The sequence below is a fragment of the Arcicella rigui genome (assembly GCF_034929435.1).
Taxonomy (GTDB): domain Bacteria; phylum Bacteroidota; class Bacteroidia; order Cytophagales; family Spirosomataceae; genus Arcicella; species Arcicella rigui.
This window is the reverse complement of the sequence record NZ_JAYFUM010000005.1, coordinates 268,553-285,006: the sequence shown is the minus strand read 5'-3', so window position 1 is coordinate 285,006 and position 16,454 is coordinate 268,553. Positions and strand designations below refer to the sequence as shown.

Here is a 16,454-nt window from a genome sequence, read left to right as displayed (position 1 = left end):
ATATTTCGAGTTTAAAATTTATTGATTGTATCAACAATATAGTTGACTTCATCATTTGTGAGGGCTGTATTCAAGGGAATACTTACCACTTCTTGATGTATTTTTTCTGTAATTGGAAAAGACTGTTGATTCCATTCTACAAATGCTTGCTGTTGATGAGGTGGAATGGGATAATGAATGTCTGTACCTATTCCCTTGGCATTCATATAACTGATAAACGCTTTTCGGTCTTTAGTTCTAATTACGAATAAATGCCATCCATCGTTTGCTAAAGTAACAGAATTAGGAAGAATTATTTTTTCATTATGAATTTTGGATACATAATACCCAGCAATTTCTCGGCGACGAGCATTATCAGCATCAAGATACGGTAATTTACAAGCAAGTATAGCAGCTTGAATTTCATCTAAACGACTGTTGAGACCTTTATGTTCAAAAACATACTTTTTTGATGAACCATAATTTCTTAAAGCTTTGATGCGTTCAGCCAAGAAATCATCGTTTGTCGTAATTGCACCAGCATCGCCTAATGCACCTAAATTTTTGGAAGGATAAAAACTAAAACCAGCAGCATCCGACAGGTTTCCGGCAAGCTTACTTTCATATTTTGCTCCGTGAGCTTGAGCGGCATCTTCAAAAACCTTCAATCCATACTTTTCAGCAATCTCAAGAATGGCTTTCATGTCACAGCATTTACCGTACAAATGAGTGACTAAGATAGCTTTAGTTTTGGTAGTAATTTTGGCTTCAATTGCAGCTGGATTAATCAAGTAAGTATCCAATAGAGGTTCAACCAAAACAGGCTTTAGACCAGCGTTTTGGATACCTAAAATTGTAGCAATATAAGTGTTAGCAGGAACAATAACTTCAGAACCATCCTCAAAATTAGCAGCTTTGAGAATAAGCGTCAGGGCATCAAGCCCATTAGCCACTCCAAAACAGTACTTTACTCCACAATATTCAGCAAAAAGCTTTTCAAAATGTTGTCCTTTTTCTCCTAAAATATACCAGCCAGCTTGCAGAACCTCTTCAATCGCTACGCTGATTTTGTCTTCAAAAGGTTGATTGATTTGTTTTAAATTAAGAAAAGGTATCTGCATTTTTAGAAATATTGGTAAACGGATAAGGCTCGTCGATATAGTCACTGGCATCATAAAACTCGTTAGCTAAAACAAGTAAAATACAAGATTCAGAGAATGAATCCATAATATGCCAATCTTCTGGATGGAGAATCAAACATTGTTCGGGTGAGGTAAGAAAATATTCCATTTCTTGCTTTCCATCATTTACATAAATACGGCAACTACCTGTCAAACAAGTAATTGCTTGCCAAGTTTTTTTATGTCTATGCCCACCTCTTACTTTACCAGCCTCGCAATGTATGTAAAACACACGTTTGATACATCCAGGGAGGTGCTTTTCAAAAACCGTCAGAGAGCCCGTCTCCGAGTCGAAGCATTGTAGTTCAAGAAATTTACTCATTGATGATAGCTTTAGAATTAAAAATCGAACATAGATATATCGTAGAGAAATATCTACACGATTCATAACTCGATGAATTTATATCAATTAATCAAAACAGTTTGGTGTGTTTTTAAACTTCAAAATCTTTTGCATTACGATAGTGATAATACATCTTTATCACTGTACACAAAAGTCATTTATTCTTGATGTTTAATCCGTTATTTAGTGGGCTATTCAAAATTAAGCTATTTGATTCTAATTTCCAACGAAGAGTACTATTTACAAATTATCTTGAAACTCGTTAAAATGCCTTCAAAATGAACAGAAACAGTATTTTTGGACAAATTACCCTCATACCAATTCAATGCTTTTGTATAAATAATACAATTTATCCTTTATATGTTTTTATTAATATTTATTTAACTGAATAAATATGTGGTTAGGAGATATAATTATCTCATTATGAGGACATAAAAAGTTTGAAAGTAAATAAAAATTAAAACTCGCTTATACAGTTTTCAGCGACTCCACGTTTTCAAACAATATATTGAAAGATAAACACTAAATTTGCTGTGGATAATCACTGACTTAATCTTTGAAATCATTCTTGAAAAGAATATCAATGAAAAATAAAAGCCTTCAATTTCTCTTCATCGTTGTAGCCCTTATTGGCATTAATTTTTTGGCAACTCGCTTCTTCTTTCGCCTTGACCTAACACAAGAAAAAAGATTTACTATTGCGGATGCTACCAAAAACTTATTACAAAATCTTGATGATGAAGTGTATGTAAAAGTTTATTTAACGGGAAATGGCATTCCAGCGGGATTCAAGCGTTTGGAAAATGCCGTTAGAGAAACTTTGGATGAATTTCAAATTTATGGAGGAACAAATTTGAAATATACTTTTATCGACTTGAACGCAGAGTATAAAGACGAAAAAGCCCGAAATGAAAAAATAGCAACACTTGCCCAAAAAGGTATTACCCCAACTAACGTTTACAACAATGAGGACGGGAAAAAAACACAAAGTTTAATTTTGCCTGGAGCTGTCATCACTTATAAAGACAAAGAAATTGCAACGCTTCTACTGAAAGGAAATAAACTGTCATCTCCACAAGAAATTCTTAATCAATCTTATGAAGGCGTAGAGTACCAATTGGCTTCTGCCATTAAACAAGTAACTGCTACAGAGAAAAAGAAAATAGGTTTTTTTATCAACTACACCCATTTACCTGCCGTCAATCAATTGGATTTGATAACTGCTTTGAAACCCAATTATGAGCTTTATCCTGTTGATTTAAGGAACTCGCCAACACTTGATGGTTTGGATGCAATTTTCGTATTGAAGCCCGATGAAGTATTTAACGATGACGACAAGTATAAAATCGACCAATTCATTATGAAAGGTGGAAAGGCTTTATTTTTTCTGGATGCCGTAAAAGTAGATTCGGTAGCTCGTGAAGGAAATATGGCACAAGTACAAAGCGTAGGTTTGGAAGATTTACTTTTCAAATATGGTGTGCGATTGAATCCAAATTTAATTAAAGATGCTCAAATGTCTGCCGCCATTCCTTTGGATATTGGAAATTTTGGCAATCGCTCGAATATACAACTTACGCAATGGCAGTATTTTCCTTTGATAAATACTTTCGGAAAATCGCCAATTGTAAAAAATTTAGACGCTGTTTATACAAAATATGCAGGTTCATTAGATACAGTTCGGGCAAATGGCATTACAAAAGTTCCCTTGTTGATGACTTCCAAGTACACCTCTTTACTGAAAGCTCCAGCCATTATGAGCTACAATTTTGCCAGTAAAAACCTTGATGCCAATCAATACAAAGCTGGCGTGCAAACCGTAGGCGTATTGTTAGAAGGAAAATTTGAATCATTATTCAAAAACAGAATTTTGCCTAATGATAGTCGTTTTGGTTCTTTCAAGTCAGAAGGCGTGGCTTCTAAAATCATTGTTTGTTCTGATGGAGATATTCCTGTAAATGATTTTGATAGGAAATTAAATACTCCTCTCCCATTGGGTTTCGATAAGTATTCTGGAAATACTTTTGCCAATAAAGATTTTGTATTGAATTCTATTGATTATTTATTAGACGACAACGGCGTAATCGTAGCAAGAAACAAAGAAATCAAGCTTCGCCCACTGGATAAAGTTGCCTTGCAAGATGATAGAACTTACTGGCAAGCCATTAATTTAATTGTTCCATTGGTCATTTTGGTATTGGCAGGACTCATCCGAAACTTCTTGCGAAAACAAAAATATAGCCGGTAATGAGCATTTTAATTCGTCTTAAAGCAAAGAATTGTTCCGTATAGCTTTTTGATTGATAATCTCGTTCATTATCAATTTATTAAATCTTTAAATAGCACTCCGATATTAAGTATTTTCCATGATTTTTTTAATGAGTTTTTAGATAAAACTCATTAAAAGTCAGGGCTTATTTGTAGTTTTGTAGCAGTTTTGAAATAAAACGATTTACATCATATCCTTTTCGGAGATATGATTATTTATAAGTCATTCCCAACTAAAAATATTTTCAAATAATGAAATTCGTCGTATCCTCATCAGTTTTATTGAAGCAACTCTCGACTGTCAATGGTGTGATTGCCAACAACCCGATTGTGCCAATTTTAGAAAACTTTCTTGTTCAAATTGACCAAAATCAACTAACAGTAACGGCTTCTGATTTACAAACTGTTATGATTACGACTTTGGCTGTTGAATCTACTGATACAGGAGCAATTGCAATTCCAGCACGTTTATTATTAGATACTTTAAGAGGTTTACCAGACCAACCTATTACTTTCAAAGTTGATAAAGATACTTTTGGTACTGAAATTATTACTGAAAATGGTAGATATAAATTATCTGGCGAAAACCCAATCGACTTCCCCAAAATCCCACAAGTAACAAAAAGTTTATCTGTACAAATTTCGGCTGATGTATTAGGTGCTGCGATTTCAAACACCATTTTTGCTGTTTCAAACGATGATTTGCGTCCAGCAATGACGGGCGTTTACGTACAATTATCTCCTGAATATACCAATTTCGTAGCAACCGACGGGCACCGTTTGATTCGCTACAAAAGAAGTGATGTAAAATCAGATTATGAATCAACGATGATTATTCCTCGTAAAGCTCTTAATCTTTTAAAATCATCTCTTCCTTCTGATGATACTACCGTAACGGCAGATTTCAGTTCGTCGAATGCCTTTTTTAGCTTCAATAATATCAGAATGATTTGTCGTTTGATTGACGAACGTTTCCCTGATTATGAAAACGCTATTCCACAAAACAATCCAAACGTTTTGACAATCAATCGTTCTGAGTTTTTAGGTTCTTTGAAACGTATTTCGATTTATTCAAATAAAACGACGCATCAAATTCGTTTGAAATTAAGCCAAAATGACTTAGTGATTTCTGCTGAAGATTTAGATTATTCAAACGAAGCCAACGAAAGATTGATGTGCGATTATGAAGGCGATGAAATGGAAATTGGTTTCAATGCTAAATTCATTATTGAGATGTTGGGTAATCTTAGCTCAAATATGGTTTCTTTAGAAATGTCTCAGCCAAATCGTGCAGGATTAATCATTCCTTCTGACAAGAAAACAGACGAAGATATATTGATGCTTGTAATGCCAGTAATGTTAAACACTTACGCATAAGGAAGCACTAAAGAAAAAAGGCGTAAGAGTTTGTAATTCTTACGCCTTTTCATTTTTAGTTGAAACCAAAATTGTTAATGTTTGTTAATACTATACCGCTGAAAGTATTTATTTCGTATCTAATCAACCACAATAGCTTTTTGTAAATCACATTCAAACCCACTCAACCCATGTTAAAATCAAAGCTACTTATCATTCTTTTTACAGTATTATCAATTAGTGCATTTGCAGGAAATAAGCCTTCAAAAAAAGAAGGTACAACAGGTATTCAGTTTTTTAAAGGTACTTTCAAACAAGCTTTAGCAAAAGCTAAAAAAGAAAATAAAATGGTTATGATGGATTGCTACACTACTTGGTGTGGGCCATGCAAATTATTAAAAACACAAGTATTTACAGACAAAGCTTTGGGCGATTATATGAACCAAAAGTATGTTTGTGTAGCGATGGACTATGAAAATGGAGAAGGGCCAGCAGTAGCTGAAAAATATCCAGTAGAAGCATATCCTTCACTTTATTTTATGGACGGAAACGGTAAAGTAAAAACAGTAATGGTAGGTGTGCCTAATCCAATTCCAAGTGCTGCCAATATCATTTTGAGCCAAGCGAAAAAATTTGCTAAATAAATAGCCTTTTTAACAAAGAAAAAAGCCGTGATTTTGTTTCAAACAGTATCACGGCTTTTTTCGTAAACATTGTATTCACATGAAAAAGCAAGTACTCTTTTTACTCTTGTTACTTCAAATGAGTGTAGAAGTATTTTCACAAAAAATTGTTGAAAAAGATTTTGAGTCAATTTTCAAAAAAAATGGTTTTGTTGGCTCATTTCTTCTGTATGATTTAAGCGAAAATACTTATACAGCTTACAATTATCAGCGTTGTCTGAAAGGATTTATTCCTGCTTCAACTTTTAAAATTCCCAACTCGCTGATTGCCCTCGAAACTGGAATTGTACAAGATGAAACAACAACGTTGAAATGGGACGGTGTAGAGCGTGAAATCAAAAATTGGAATCAAGATTTGTGCTTTCAAAATGCTCTAAAATATTCTTGTGTACCCTGCTATCAGGCAATTGCCCGACAAGTGGGAGCAAAAAAATATCAGGATTTTTTCAAAAAGTTTAGTTATGGGAAAATGGATGTGACACCACAAAATGTAGATATGTTTTGGCTGGAAGGTAAATCTATTATTTCACAAAAAGAACAAGTTGACTTTTTGGTAAAACTGTATAAAAATCAATTGCCATTTACCAAACGAAATATGGAAATTGTAAAAACCATGCTTTTGCTGGAAACCAAACCTAATTATATTTTAAGAGGAAAGACTGGTTGGGCAACCAATATCATAAAAGCAGGAACAGAAAATGAAAAAGAGCAAAAAAACAACATTGGTTGGTTTGTAGGCTGGGTCACCAAAGGAACAAAAGTGTATTTTTTTGCCAATAATATTGAAGCGATTAATCCTGATAAGGATAAATTTATTAATGCCAGAAAAAGTATTACAGAAGAAATTTTCAAAACCTTGAATATCTTATAAAGCAAAACGTCCGACTCAAGAAAGTCGGACGTTTTGCTATTTGAATCATTATTTATGACCAACATCCTCTTTGGTTCGTACTCTGATATTCAATACTTCAACCAAAAGTGAGAAAGCAATCGCAAAATATAAATAACCTTTTGGTACTTCACCTACGCCAGAACCCAAAATCGAAACATGAGCATCGTGTGCAGACTGAGCAATCAGCATAAAACCAATCATAATCAAAAATGCCATTCCAAGCATTTGAATTGAAGGGTGACGGTTCACAAAATCGCCAACTGGGCCAGAAAATCCCATCATGATGATGATCGACAATACCACCGAGGCAATCATAATCGGTAAATTTTGTGTTAAACCAATCGCAGTCAAAATTGAGTCAATCGAGAAAACAATATTAATCAAAGCAATTTGAAGTACAACCGCTGTAAGTTTATCAGCTGCCGAACCTTTTGGAACAGTTACTTCGTGTTCGCCGCCTACTTCTAATTTTTCGTGGATTTCAGATGTTGCCTTAAACAACAAAAACAAACCACCTACAAACAGAATCAAACTTTGACCAGAAACACCAGCCTTCAACCAACTCAAATCAATGTGAGCAAATGGTTCTTGCAGAGAAATGATAAATGAAATACCAAACAATAAGGTAACTCTGAAAACCATTGCCAACAATAAACCAATATTGCGGGCTTTAGCTTGGTCTTTCTTGGCTAATTTGTTGGCCGCAATCGAAATGAAAATGATATTATCAATTCCAAGAACGATTTCAAGAAAAGTAAGTGTAATTAAACTAATGATAGCATCAGCCGTAAATAATTGTGACATTTTAATTTTGGTTTAAATAAATTGATTCACAAATTTATCCAGTTAGACGAATAATCAAAACTTTAATTGTTATGAAAGGTTAAAAACATCAACAACCTATATTAAAAATGGCATGAGTGTTTCTCTGAAAAGTACTTCACCGATTAGGACAATTATCGAAGTCATATAGATTCGATTAATCAAGATAGATTATCTAAAAAACAACAAAAAAATATCAAATTTTAACTTACTGATAATAAAACACTTATCATTTTTTTACAAAAAGTATTAAATTTTTTCTTTGATGAAGTTTGGACAATAAGGAAATAAAGCCTAATTTTGCACCACCTTAAAAGAAAGGGATTTGGTTTCATAGCTCAGCTGGTTCAGAGCACCTGCCTTACAAGCAGGGGGTCCTAGGTTCGAATCCTAGTGGGACCACCAAATTACAAACAACAATCTCGGTTTCATAGCTCAGCTGGTTCAGAGCACCTGCCTTACAAGCAGGGGGTCCTAGGTTCGAATCCTAGTGGGACCACCAAAAGCCTTAACATTTCAAAATGTTAAGGCTTTTTTATTGTCCTCAGATGAGCCTTTGGTAAACATGGTTCATTCAAAGTGAAAATTTATATTTCTCATTTACTGTACATCATTATTTTTATCACTTATTTACTATCTTTATCACCGATTTAAAATAAGTTTATCTAAACTCTAATAATAAGCTAATTGCTCAATGTTTAAAAACTCTACCTTAGTGTACAAATTGTTTTATGCCTTTTGTTTCTTACTATCTGCGAATCTCTCGTTATATTCTCAAGATAAAATAGCTTTTGGCGTTTCGGGAATGTACAATTTTCCCTTACAAAGTGTAGGAATGGGTCTTCGAGCTCAAATTCCTGTTATTCCTCGTGTATTTGTTGTACCTCAATTCAAGTACGCTCCTGCATTCAATACAATCCATGAATTATATGGTGGAATCAATGTTCATTATGTCATTATCAAGGGAAATGAAAGATTGAAAGGTTTCAAAAGAAGTGTAGAAAAAGAAAAGCCAATGGTTTACTTAACGGCTGGGGCGGAGTATAATCGTTGGATCAACTATGTAGAAACCCAACAAGCCAATTCTAAACAAAATAATATTCTTCCAGAAGTAGGTATTGGGACTGCTATTGGCAATTATAATGTACGTCTTTTTGCTGAAATTAAGTACAACATTCGCTGGCAAGAAAGTTATGGCGAAGTTGGTTTAATCTTTTGTCCTGCCTATATAAAATCTAAACGAAAAGCTAATTGTCCTGTTATTTACTAAACGCTCAGATATGAAAACCTATCCTACCTTTCGCATCTTTATTGCCCTAACCTTAATGGCTACGCTATTTTCAAGTTGTTCAAAAGAAAGATTTGATGTTATCACAAAAGATAATATCGTTCCGATTATTGATACAGAAACATTTGTCCCTGTTACAGAAACTAATAAAAAACCAATTGTAGCGGTTGAACCTGTAAAAAAAACAGTGAGTAGTTCCGCAGACTTTCCCTTTACTACACCAAGAGGAACGGTGGTTAAAGCAAATTCGTATGACTTTACATTCGAGGACGGTAGATGGGTAGAATATCCTATTGATATTCAAATTAAAGAGCTGTACAGTCCGATGGATATGATTTTGAATGGAAAACCAACAGTTTCAGATGGGAAAATTCTGGTTACGGCTGGACAAGTATATGTAACCGCAACGAAAGATGGGAAAAATTTAAAATTAAGGGAGACCAGCCAGTTTTCGGTTAGTATTCCGAGTAATGGGAACGACCGTGAAATGAAAATATTTTATGGGCAAGAACAAAGTAATGGTAATGTAAATTGGAAATTGGCACAAATGCAAGAAGAGTTTTTAGGTCAAAAAGACTCTCTACAATCTGCTATTTTCTTTGGGCAAAATAATTATGAGATTTTTCCAAGCCAAATTGGTTGGATAAACTGTGATAAATTTTATAATTATACAGGTGCTAAAACAAGTATTAAATTAACTTCTACAAAACCTGAGATTGAATTAATAAGCTCTTTTTTATATCTGGATAGAATTAAATCCATAATACAAATCTGGGGTGGAAAATCACTCGACTTACCCGTAGGTGAACACGCTAAACTCATTTGCTTTGCAGTTACGAATGAAAACAACCTATATTCATTCATCAAAGAATTTAATGTTGAAGAAAACCAAGTAATTGACATAAAATTAGAAAAAACAACCAAAGAGGCTTTCTTGGAATATCTCAAAAATCTATAAACCCTTTCGGCTCATTTATTAATCCTGATTAATAAATGAGTCGAAAACTTCAATCTATTTTCAACAAATCATTTATCGCCTTCACTATCCTTTCGATTTTTGTTTCTTCCTTTTTGGCTGAATAAATCCAATCAATAATGGCTTTCTTTTCACCGTCAGTTATTTTTAAAAATGCTTGTTTTGCTTTGGGTTCATCGTCTAAGCAAAGTAATAATTCCTCAGGAATTGCTGTTGGCGTATGGTCTGCATAAAGGATAATTTTTACCCAATCTCCTTCTTTTTTCTTAATCTTTTTTCTGATTTCAGCTTTTACTGGTAAAAAGAGCTTGCCATTGCCCATAGGCATCAAACGAAAATTACTGAATTCAAAATCATCAATACTGCCACGTACCCTTACCCAACCAAAGTACGAAGATTTATCCTGCAATACTTCTGGAATAACGGCATAAGTCCAGCCTCCTTTTCCGGGGTATTTCTCTAATAGATATTGCTGATTTACTAAGGCTTCCTCTTTCATTCATTGAACATTGACAAATAAATATAAGCGTTAATGGTTACACTAAATTAATGGGTATCTTTCAAAAAAATCCTGCAACAAGAGACAGATTTATAAATTTGTTGTTTCATTACATTTTAAGCAATACCTAATTTGTAAATTTTTTTTTGGATAATCTAAAAAGTTTCAATAATTTCCAACTAAATTTAGTTATAAAAAATCTTGAAAGATAAATAAAATACCGCAAATCCATAGCCTCCCCCTTCTCGTATATACTACTACAAACTATATTTCAAAGAATAAAACACATCACTTGTCGTTTAAATATAGTCCACTAATCATTATTCTCCTAATCAACTTATACTCTAAAATTTATCATCAAAAGAAAAAACAAAAATGAGACTTCAAACAGGACAAACAGTAATGATGGCAGCCATCAATTTATTTATGGCTGTTTTTTTCTTTCTTGGAAGAAAAACAGTAAAAAGAATTCAAGTCGCCAATGATGAAGAATTTAGCAATCAAACAGAGTATCTAATTCCTCCAGTACTTTCTTTAACTCAGACCTCCGTCAGTAATGAAACACCACAAAAAGTAAACGGGCAAATTCAAAACATAAAATATCCGAGTTTAGATACCTATTTCCCTTATTATCAAAGCTTTGTAATTGCCAAACATTATCACTTATTAGAAGATGATTCTTTAAAAAATATCATTGTAAATAGCCTACAAAACCTTGTCAGACAGCGTAAAATCAAAGTGTTTGCTTTTGTAATCATGCCAAATCACTTCGATGTTATATGGTCAATGGAAAGAGAAAACGAAAATGAGAAAGTAAACGCAGCCTTTATGAATAAAATCGGTAACCTTTTCTTAGAAAATCTATCGCTTCATAATCCAGCGGTATTATCTCATTTTGAAGTAGATGCAGAAAAACATCTTTACAATTTTTGGGAGAAAAAGCATCAATCGACTCCACTCTACTCTCCTTTCGACTGGCAAGAAACCATTGATAAAATTCATGAAACACCAACCAGTAAAAAATGGCTTTTGGCAGATTTACCCAAAAACTACCCATACTCATCAGCAAAATTTTATGAACATGGGATAGATGATTTTGGGATTATTTCACACTGGCCCGGTTGTTAAGCATTTTGATTAATATTGATTTACAACATATTAAATTTTTAACCTCGAAAGGAAAAGCTTTCGAGGTTTTTTTTGCTATACCAACACTGTTCAGTAATTTTTCAGAAATGATTTATACTTTGATTTGGGACTTTTACAAGAAAATAGTAGGTTGTGAAACAATTATACAATTAGCTTTATCAGCCATACGAAGTAACCTTCCAAAAATTTAATTATAAGCCCTTTAACCATATTTCACTATGACATTAATTGCTATTTTCTTTCCATTTCTTTCGTTTATTCTTCGTGGAAGAATATTCACAGGTATCATCTGTTTACTTTTACAAATCACCTTAATAGGTTGGATTCCAGCCGCTATTTGGGCAGTAATTTCTCTACAAAACGACAGGGCTGAAAGTAGAAATGATAAATTGATTAAGGCTTTAAAGAATAAGTAAACGCTATACATCCTTAAATTATGAAAAAATTGACGCTCCTTTTCATCTACTTCACTTTGAGTACTCCTATACTTAGTCAAAATAAAATAGATGACCAAACCTCTGCAATTGTTACAGAAGGAAAACAACTTTATCGTTCAGAATTGGCTTCTTGGTACGGTACTGACTTGTTTTTTGAAAAATTAAATGACAAAAAAGCAAAAGTTGCTGGCTATTTTTCCTATTCCGAAAAAAGTATCTCAAAGTGTGTATTTTTTTCAACTGATGCCACGCCAAAAGTACTTGCCACCATTTCTTTTGATAGCACTTACAATACTCAAACAGCCCTCGTTGATGGCACTGAAAGAGCATTTTCAAACTCCGAAGCTGATTTATACTCGATAAGAAAACAGGCTTTAGCTGAAATCAATTCTGACACCATTTTTAAATCTTATACCAACACGAGTCTTAATCTCATTCCAATCATCAGTGGGTCGGAAAAGAAAGTATATGTTTTAACTGGCCCCGAAAAAACAGGAGTAGTAATACTTGGCAATGACTATTTGCTGACATTCAATAAACAAAATCAATTGTTGAGTAAAAAGCGACTTCATAAAAATATTATTCCAATCAATTATGCCAAAACACCAGAAGAAAAGGTTGTTACGATGCACACTCATCTGCCAGAAACAGGCGATTTTATTACAGCAACGGATATTTGTACGCTAATGCTCTATGAAAAATTTGCTAATTGGGAACAGCATATCGTTATGTCTGAAAACTATATAAACATTTGGGATTGCCATAAAGATATACTCGCTGTACTAACTAAAGAGGCTTGGGATAATATTAATAAAGCACGAAACGAACGTAAGAAAAATTAACTTGCCCAAGAGGTAAAATGGAAGGAATAAAATATAAAATATTTCAAACATTCGCCGTTGTTCGTGTCTCCACGAACAACTCAACGGCAAGTATATATGATAAACGAAAACCTACAAAACTGAATTAGCTATGCAATATTCGAGTATGCAAATAGGCGTTCCATATTTTTATACCGCCACCATTTTAAATTGGCAAAAATTATTAAAGCCTGATAAGTATAAGGACATAATTATCAGTAGCTTACAATATTTAGTAGCTCAGCAAAAAATTAAAGTATTTGCATTTGTTATTATGCCAAATCATATTCATCTAATTTGGACAATGCTCGCTAAAAATGGGAAAGAGATGCCAAATGCGAGTTTTATGAAATATACTGGACATAGGTTTTTAGAAGATTTATCATTGAATCATCCGAAAGTTTTATCTTATTTTGAAGTAGAATCTACCAATCGTAAATATCATTTTTGGCAAAGGAATAGTCTTCCAATTGCTTTATATTCGCCAACTGTTTGGCAGCAAAAGATAGATTATATCCATAATAACCCTACCGCCGAAAAATGGAACTTAGCTGATTTACCTGAAAACTATAGATATTCTTCTGCTAAATTTTATGAACATGGAATTGATGAATTTGGAATATTGAGCCATTGGCAAGAGTAATCCAGATTAGTAGCAGAAAAAATTGTTCGTGGAGACACGAACAATGGCAAGAGTAATAAGACAAGTATTCTGCATACCAGAAAGAAAAACCATAAATTTTACAATTTTTCTCTTCATTCTTTTTCTGTTTTGTATAATTTTCCAATCTTTGAGCAATCTTGTATTTGAGTTTTTTTAAAACACATTAATTTTTATGAATAAAGTCTATTTGAGTGATTCTGGTCCAAAGGTTTCTGAGGCAATCTATGGATTTTGGAGATGGACAGACAACGGTTCGGAAACTGTTGCCAGTATGGAGAAAATCGTTAATTTATGCTTGGAATTGGGTATTAATACTTTCGACCACGCTGATATTTATGGCGATTATACCATCGAAGAATATTTTGGAAAGCTCATTCAGCAAAAAGCTATAAAAAGAGAAGAAATTGTGCTTTTCAGTAAGTGTGGGGTGCGTAAATCTGGTAAGGGTTATACTTATTTTGATAACACAGAAAAGTATATTTTAGACAGTGTTCACAATTCTTTGAAAAATCTAAAAACGGATTATTTGGATATTTTCTTGTTGAATCAAATCGACATGATTAGTAATCCAGAAGAGACGGCTCAGGTTTTAAGAGAATTAGTAAACAGTGGAAAAATTAAGCACGTAGGGGTAAGTAATCTTACGGTTTTCCAACATCAATTGTTAGAATCGTATTTACGTAAACCTATCGTAACGAACCATATTGAGTTGAACCTTGTGAATACTTCTGCCATTGAAGACGGTAGATTGGATTTTATCAAGCAACGTTTCAGCAAGCCTTTGGCTTGGGCTCCGTTGGCTGGCGGTAAAATTTTGGATGGAACGGATGCTAAATCGGTAATTTTAAGAACCAAATTGGGTGAAATTGGCGAAAAATATAATGCAAACATTGAACAAATGGCAGTAGCTTGGTTGATTCAATTGGGTACTTTACCAATTATTGGTTCGCTTTCAGAAGAAAGAATCCGCAACGGAGCAAGTGCTACGGAAATTAAACTCTCACACGAAGACTGGTACGAGATTTACAATCTGGCGATGATGAAGTAAATGTCTTAGTTTCAAAACTATTTCTGGCATTAATTCATGCCAGAAATAGTTTTACAAGTAACAAAAAGTCAATTATCTACTTACAACTATCTTATTATCAAATCTTTAAAATATAATTCATATCTCATAATTCATAACTAATTACTCTACATGATTAGCAATTACTTTTCTCCACGCTTCTAATTCTGGTTTGCCGGGTTTACGTTTTCCAAAAATCAAAGCTATTTGAGCTTTAGCTTCATCGAATAATTCTATGCTTGTTACGATGCCATCATTAGTTGGCTTTTTCACTATCCAAGCTTGAGCGATTTGGTCTTCTCGTAAATGTAAGTTGAATTTTGGGTCTAATACATTAAACCACGGCCCCATAAGTACCAATTTCTGAATCAATCCTGTGTGGATTTGAATACAGCCATTACTACTTACGAATATCATTATTTCAAGTGAAGTAGCAGAGGCTTCGCCTAAAATAGCTTTTACTTGTGCTACCGAGATAGCCTGAGCGTAGCCTTCTGGAGCTAAATGTAAGGCTTGCTCACGAGCTACTCCGTATTTGCGTAACAGTGGGAAAAACTCATGAGTATCTTTCAAGGCTAACCAATCGGCTTGAAAACCTGCAATATCTATTTCTTCATTTTTTTTCTCTGGTTCGGGTGCTGGATAAGCTTCTGTTTCAATAAATGACGACTGGATGGGGTCGGTATAGCGACTCACTATCTGATGATAAGCCTCCACATTGCTACTTTCTTGCAAAAATATTTTATGAACTGCCTCTCCATCTTTATCAAAAAACTGTAAGCTTAGGTTATTTTCGTTTACGGCAAAACCAAATTTCCAGTGTGTCATAAACAAACGGAGGTCGATGTCTTCGCCTAATACCAAGCCAACGTGGTTGTTGAATGATACTTTTTCGTAAATGCCTTTGCGTTCGTGTACACAGCTTTCGTTACGAGTAAGTGCCATTACATAGCCCAATGTAGGTACTTCTTTTAACAATTCTCTGAAATCTCCCGTTAGACGAATCACATTTTCACCTACTGAACTTGCCAACAGTTCGGCTTCGGATACACCCAATTGTTTGGCGGCATCACGGATTCTTACTTTAGGATTTTCGATTTTAAAGTCTTGATAGCGTTCTTTTAAAGAAAGTGTTGCGGTTGACATATTGCTGGTTTTGGGGTTAAAATTGGTTCGTGACAATGAACAATAAATGGGCAAGCCATATCAGATTGATGAATCAGGTTTACCGAAATATTAAAAGCTTCTAAAACATTATGAGGATTCAGTACCTCAACGGGCTTGCCGTAGCCTAATACTTCGCCTTGCTTTAAAAGCAAAACTTGGTCGGCGTACTGCAAAGCCAAATTGAGGTCGTGAAGAATAGCAATAACACAAAAACCCTTTTGAGTGAGTTCTTTGGCTATTTGCAATAAATTATGTTGATGAAATAAATCTAAACCAGTGATAGGCTCGTCCAACAAAAGGTATTTTGGCGTTTTGGAAATATGGTTTTCATCCCAAATGGCTTCGTAATCTAATAACTGAGCCATTACTTTTGCCAAATACACTCGCTGTTGTTCGCCACCCGAGAGTGTTATAAAAATACGTTCAGCCAAGTGTGTAATACCTGTTTTTTCAAGACAGTACTGTACTATTTCTTGGTCTTGTTTGTTTGGGTTTCCTTTAAAGTGTGGGTATCTACCCATTAGCACCAAATCATACACTTTGAAATTAAAAGCCAAAGCATTTTGCTGTGCCAACACAGCCCTAAACTTTGCCAAGCTTTCTCTACTCCAATAATCTAATGACCTTTGGCGAATGTTAATTTCTCCTTTTTCAGGAAGAATCTCTTTACTTAAAACTTTCAATAAAGTAGATTTTCCTGCACCATTCGCTCCGACAATGGCTAAAAGTTCACCCGTTTGTGCTTCGAGCGAAACACCTTTTAGTAATTTTTTTCCTTTGATGGAGTAATGAATATTTCGTGCTTGTATCATGCCTTTTGCGTA

Annotated in this window: 17 protein-coding genes and 2 tRNA genes; 13 read left to right on the top strand and 6 right to left on the bottom strand. The window is 34.1% G+C overall.

Features of this window, described 5'->3' with window-relative positions; genetic code table 11:
• Positions 1 to 11: 11 nt before the first annotated feature.
• Together VB248_RS04720 and VB248_RS04715 are read right to left on the bottom strand one after the other, a co-directional pair.
• The gene (locus VB248_RS04720; protein WP_323295586.1) at positions 12 to 1,100 is read right to left on the bottom strand and encodes a DegT/DnrJ/EryC1/StrS family aminotransferase; all 1,089 of its coding nucleotides are present in this window, start codon (positions 1,098 to 1,100) and stop codon (positions 12 to 14) included.
• Positions 1,081 to 1,482: a sugar 3,4-ketoisomerase gene (locus VB248_RS04715; protein WP_323295585.1), complete on the bottom strand. Its 402-nt coding sequence runs from the start codon at positions 1,480 to 1,482 to the stop codon at positions 1,081 to 1,083. The genes VB248_RS04720 and VB248_RS04715 overlap by 20 nt, the downstream gene beginning before the upstream one ends.
• A gap of 604 nt (positions 1,483 to 2,086) precedes the next feature.
• Here VB248_RS04715 and gldG point away from each other — a divergent pair.
• From gldG to blaOXA, 4 genes are all read left to right on the top strand, one after another.
• Positions 2,087 to 3,751, top strand: coding sequence for a gliding motility-associated ABC transporter substrate-binding protein GldG (gldG, locus tag VB248_RS04710; RefSeq protein WP_323295584.1), 1,665 nt, complete (start codon positions 2,087 to 2,089; stop codon positions 3,749 to 3,751).
• 272 nt (positions 3,752 to 4,023) lie between these two features.
• The gene (dnaN, locus tag VB248_RS04705; protein WP_323295583.1) at positions 4,024 to 5,148 is read left to right on the top strand and encodes a DNA polymerase III subunit beta; all 1,125 of its coding nucleotides are present in this window, start codon (positions 4,024 to 4,026) and stop codon (positions 5,146 to 5,148) included.
• A gap of 170 nt (positions 5,149 to 5,318) precedes the next feature.
• Positions 5,319 to 5,771 (top strand): thioredoxin family protein, encoded by a 453-nt coding sequence (locus tag VB248_RS04700; RefSeq protein ID WP_323295582.1) that lies wholly within the window; start codon positions 5,319 to 5,321, stop codon positions 5,769 to 5,771.
• Between the two features lie 79 nt (positions 5,772 to 5,850).
• Positions 5,851 to 6,681 carry a class D beta-lactamase gene (blaOXA, locus tag VB248_RS04695; RefSeq protein WP_323295581.1) on the top strand — a complete coding sequence of 277 codons (831 nt, stop codon included), beginning with the start codon at positions 5,851 to 5,853 and terminating at the stop codon, positions 6,679 to 6,681.
• Positions 6,682 to 6,729: 48 nt separating this feature from the next.
• Here the strand turns inward: blaOXA and VB248_RS04690 are convergent, their stop codons facing one another.
• Positions 6,730 to 7,506 carry a TerC family protein gene (locus tag VB248_RS04690; RefSeq protein ID WP_323295580.1) on the bottom strand — a complete coding sequence of 259 codons (777 nt, stop codon included), beginning with the start codon at positions 7,504 to 7,506 and terminating at the stop codon, positions 6,730 to 6,732.
• A gap of 345 nt (positions 7,507 to 7,851) precedes the next feature.
• Here VB248_RS04690 and VB248_RS04685 point away from each other — a divergent pair.
• The 4 genes from VB248_RS04685 to VB248_RS04670 all read left to right on the top strand — a co-directional run bounded on the left by VB248_RS04685 (position 7,852) and on the right by VB248_RS04670 (position 9,770).
• Positions 7,852 to 7,929 (top strand) — tRNA-Val (locus tag VB248_RS04685).
• A gap of 19 nt (positions 7,930 to 7,948) precedes the next feature.
• Positions 7,949 to 8,026: transfer RNA gene (locus VB248_RS04680), tRNA-Val, on the top strand.
• Between the two features lie 192 nt (positions 8,027 to 8,218).
• The gene (locus VB248_RS04675; RefSeq protein WP_323295579.1) at positions 8,219 to 8,794 is read left to right on the top strand and encodes a hypothetical protein; all 576 of its coding nucleotides are present in this window, start codon (positions 8,219 to 8,221) and stop codon (positions 8,792 to 8,794) included.
• Between the two features lie 10 nt (positions 8,795 to 8,804).
• Entirely contained in the window at positions 8,805 to 9,770 is a 966-nt protein-coding gene (locus VB248_RS04670; protein WP_323295578.1) for a hypothetical protein, read from the top strand.
• A 49-nt stretch (positions 9,771 to 9,819) separates the two neighbouring features.
• Here the strand turns inward: VB248_RS04670 and VB248_RS04665 are convergent, their stop codons facing one another.
• Positions 9,820 to 10,287 (bottom strand): YdeI/OmpD-associated family protein, encoded by a 468-nt coding sequence (locus VB248_RS04665; RefSeq protein WP_323295577.1) that lies wholly within the window; start codon positions 10,285 to 10,287, stop codon positions 9,820 to 9,822.
• A 375-nt stretch (positions 10,288 to 10,662) separates the two neighbouring features.
• Here VB248_RS04665 and VB248_RS04660 point away from each other — a divergent pair, with 375 nt between their 5' ends.
• The 5 genes from VB248_RS04660 to VB248_RS04640 all read left to right on the top strand — a co-directional run bounded on the left by VB248_RS04660 (position 10,663) and on the right by VB248_RS04640 (position 14,445).
• Complete coding sequence (locus VB248_RS04660) at positions 10,663 to 11,415, top strand: hypothetical protein (protein ID WP_323295576.1); 753 nt, start codon at positions 10,663 to 10,665, stop codon at positions 11,413 to 11,415.
• Between the two features lie 239 nt (positions 11,416 to 11,654).
• Positions 11,655 to 11,852, top strand: a complete 198-nt coding sequence (locus VB248_RS04655; RefSeq protein ID WP_323295575.1) for a YqaE/Pmp3 family membrane protein — start codon at positions 11,655 to 11,657, stop codon at positions 11,850 to 11,852.
• 20 nt (positions 11,853 to 11,872) lie between these two features.
• Positions 11,873 to 12,715: a hypothetical protein gene (locus tag VB248_RS04650; RefSeq protein ID WP_323295574.1), complete on the top strand. Its 843-nt coding sequence runs from the start codon at positions 11,873 to 11,875 to the stop codon at positions 12,713 to 12,715.
• Between the two features lie 130 nt (positions 12,716 to 12,845).
• Positions 12,846 to 13,376, top strand: coding sequence for a transposase (locus tag VB248_RS04645; RefSeq protein WP_323295573.1), 531 nt, complete (start codon positions 12,846 to 12,848; stop codon positions 13,374 to 13,376).
• Between the two features lie 193 nt (positions 13,377 to 13,569).
• Positions 13,570 to 14,445: an aldo/keto reductase gene (locus tag VB248_RS04640; protein ID WP_323295572.1), complete on the top strand. Its 876-nt coding sequence runs from the start codon at positions 13,570 to 13,572 to the stop codon at positions 14,443 to 14,445.
• A 141-nt stretch (positions 14,446 to 14,586) separates the two neighbouring features.
• Here VB248_RS04640 and VB248_RS04635 read toward each other — a convergent pair whose 3' ends face one another.
• On the bottom strand, positions 14,587 to 15,609 hold the full coding sequence (locus VB248_RS04635; protein ID WP_323295571.1) for a hemin-degrading factor: 1,023 nt from the start codon (positions 15,607 to 15,609) through the stop codon (positions 14,587 to 14,589).
• Positions 15,585 to 16,442 (bottom strand): heme ABC transporter ATP-binding protein, encoded by an 858-nt coding sequence (locus VB248_RS04630; protein WP_323295570.1) that lies wholly within the window; start codon positions 16,440 to 16,442, stop codon positions 15,585 to 15,587. The genes VB248_RS04635 and VB248_RS04630 overlap by 25 nt, the downstream gene beginning before the upstream one ends.
• Positions 16,443 to 16,454: the final 12 nt, after the last annotated feature.

What these genes read in the sequence shown, in the direction of transcription:
- blaOXA (WP_323295581.1), top strand. Translation starts at nt 5,851, where the DNA reads ATGAAAAAGCAAGTACTCTTTTTACTCTTGTTACTTCAAATGAGTGTA.
- VB248_RS04715 (WP_323295585.1), bottom strand. Translation starts at nt 1,482, where the DNA reads ATGAGTAAATTTCTTGAACTACAATGCTTCGACTCGGAGACGGGCTCT.
- VB248_RS04690 (WP_323295580.1), bottom strand. Translation starts at nt 7,506, where the DNA reads ATGTCACAATTATTTACGGCTGATGCTATCATTAGTTTAATTACACTT.
- VB248_RS04650 (WP_323295574.1), top strand. Translation starts at nt 11,873, where the DNA reads ATGAAAAAATTGACGCTCCTTTTCATCTACTTCACTTTGAGTACTCCT.
- VB248_RS04635 (WP_323295571.1), bottom strand. Translation starts at nt 15,609, where the DNA reads ATGTCAACCGCAACACTTTCTTTAAAAGAACGCTATCAAGACTTTAAA.
- VB248_RS04675 (WP_323295579.1), top strand. Translation starts at nt 8,219, where the DNA reads ATGTTTAAAAACTCTACCTTAGTGTACAAATTGTTTTATGCCTTTTGT.
- VB248_RS04720 (WP_323295586.1), bottom strand. Translation starts at nt 1,100, where the DNA reads ATGCAGATACCTTTTCTTAATTTAAAACAAATCAATCAACCTTTTGAA.
- gldG (WP_323295584.1), top strand. Translation starts at nt 2,087, where the DNA reads ATGAAAAATAAAAGCCTTCAATTTCTCTTCATCGTTGTAGCCCTTATT.
- dnaN (WP_323295583.1), top strand. Translation starts at nt 4,024, where the DNA reads ATGAAATTCGTCGTATCCTCATCAGTTTTATTGAAGCAACTCTCGACT.
- VB248_RS04670 (WP_323295578.1), top strand. Translation starts at nt 8,805, where the DNA reads ATGAAAACCTATCCTACCTTTCGCATCTTTATTGCCCTAACCTTAATG.
- VB248_RS04665 (WP_323295577.1), bottom strand. Translation starts at nt 10,287, where the DNA reads ATGAAAGAGGAAGCCTTAGTAAATCAGCAATATCTATTAGAGAAATAC.
- VB248_RS04660 (WP_323295576.1), top strand. Translation starts at nt 10,663, where the DNA reads ATGAGACTTCAAACAGGACAAACAGTAATGATGGCAGCCATCAATTTA.
- VB248_RS04645 (WP_323295573.1), top strand. Translation starts at nt 12,846, where the DNA reads ATGCAATATTCGAGTATGCAAATAGGCGTTCCATATTTTTATACCGCC.
- VB248_RS04640 (WP_323295572.1), top strand. Translation starts at nt 13,570, where the DNA reads ATGAATAAAGTCTATTTGAGTGATTCTGGTCCAAAGGTTTCTGAGGCA.
- VB248_RS04630 (WP_323295570.1), bottom strand. Translation starts at nt 16,442, where the DNA reads ATGATACAAGCACGAAATATTCATTACTCCATCAAAGGAAAAAAATTA.
- VB248_RS04700 (WP_323295582.1), top strand. Translation starts at nt 5,319, where the DNA reads ATGTTAAAATCAAAGCTACTTATCATTCTTTTTACAGTATTATCAATT.
- VB248_RS04655 (WP_323295575.1), top strand. Translation starts at nt 11,655, where the DNA reads ATGACATTAATTGCTATTTTCTTTCCATTTCTTTCGTTTATTCTTCGT.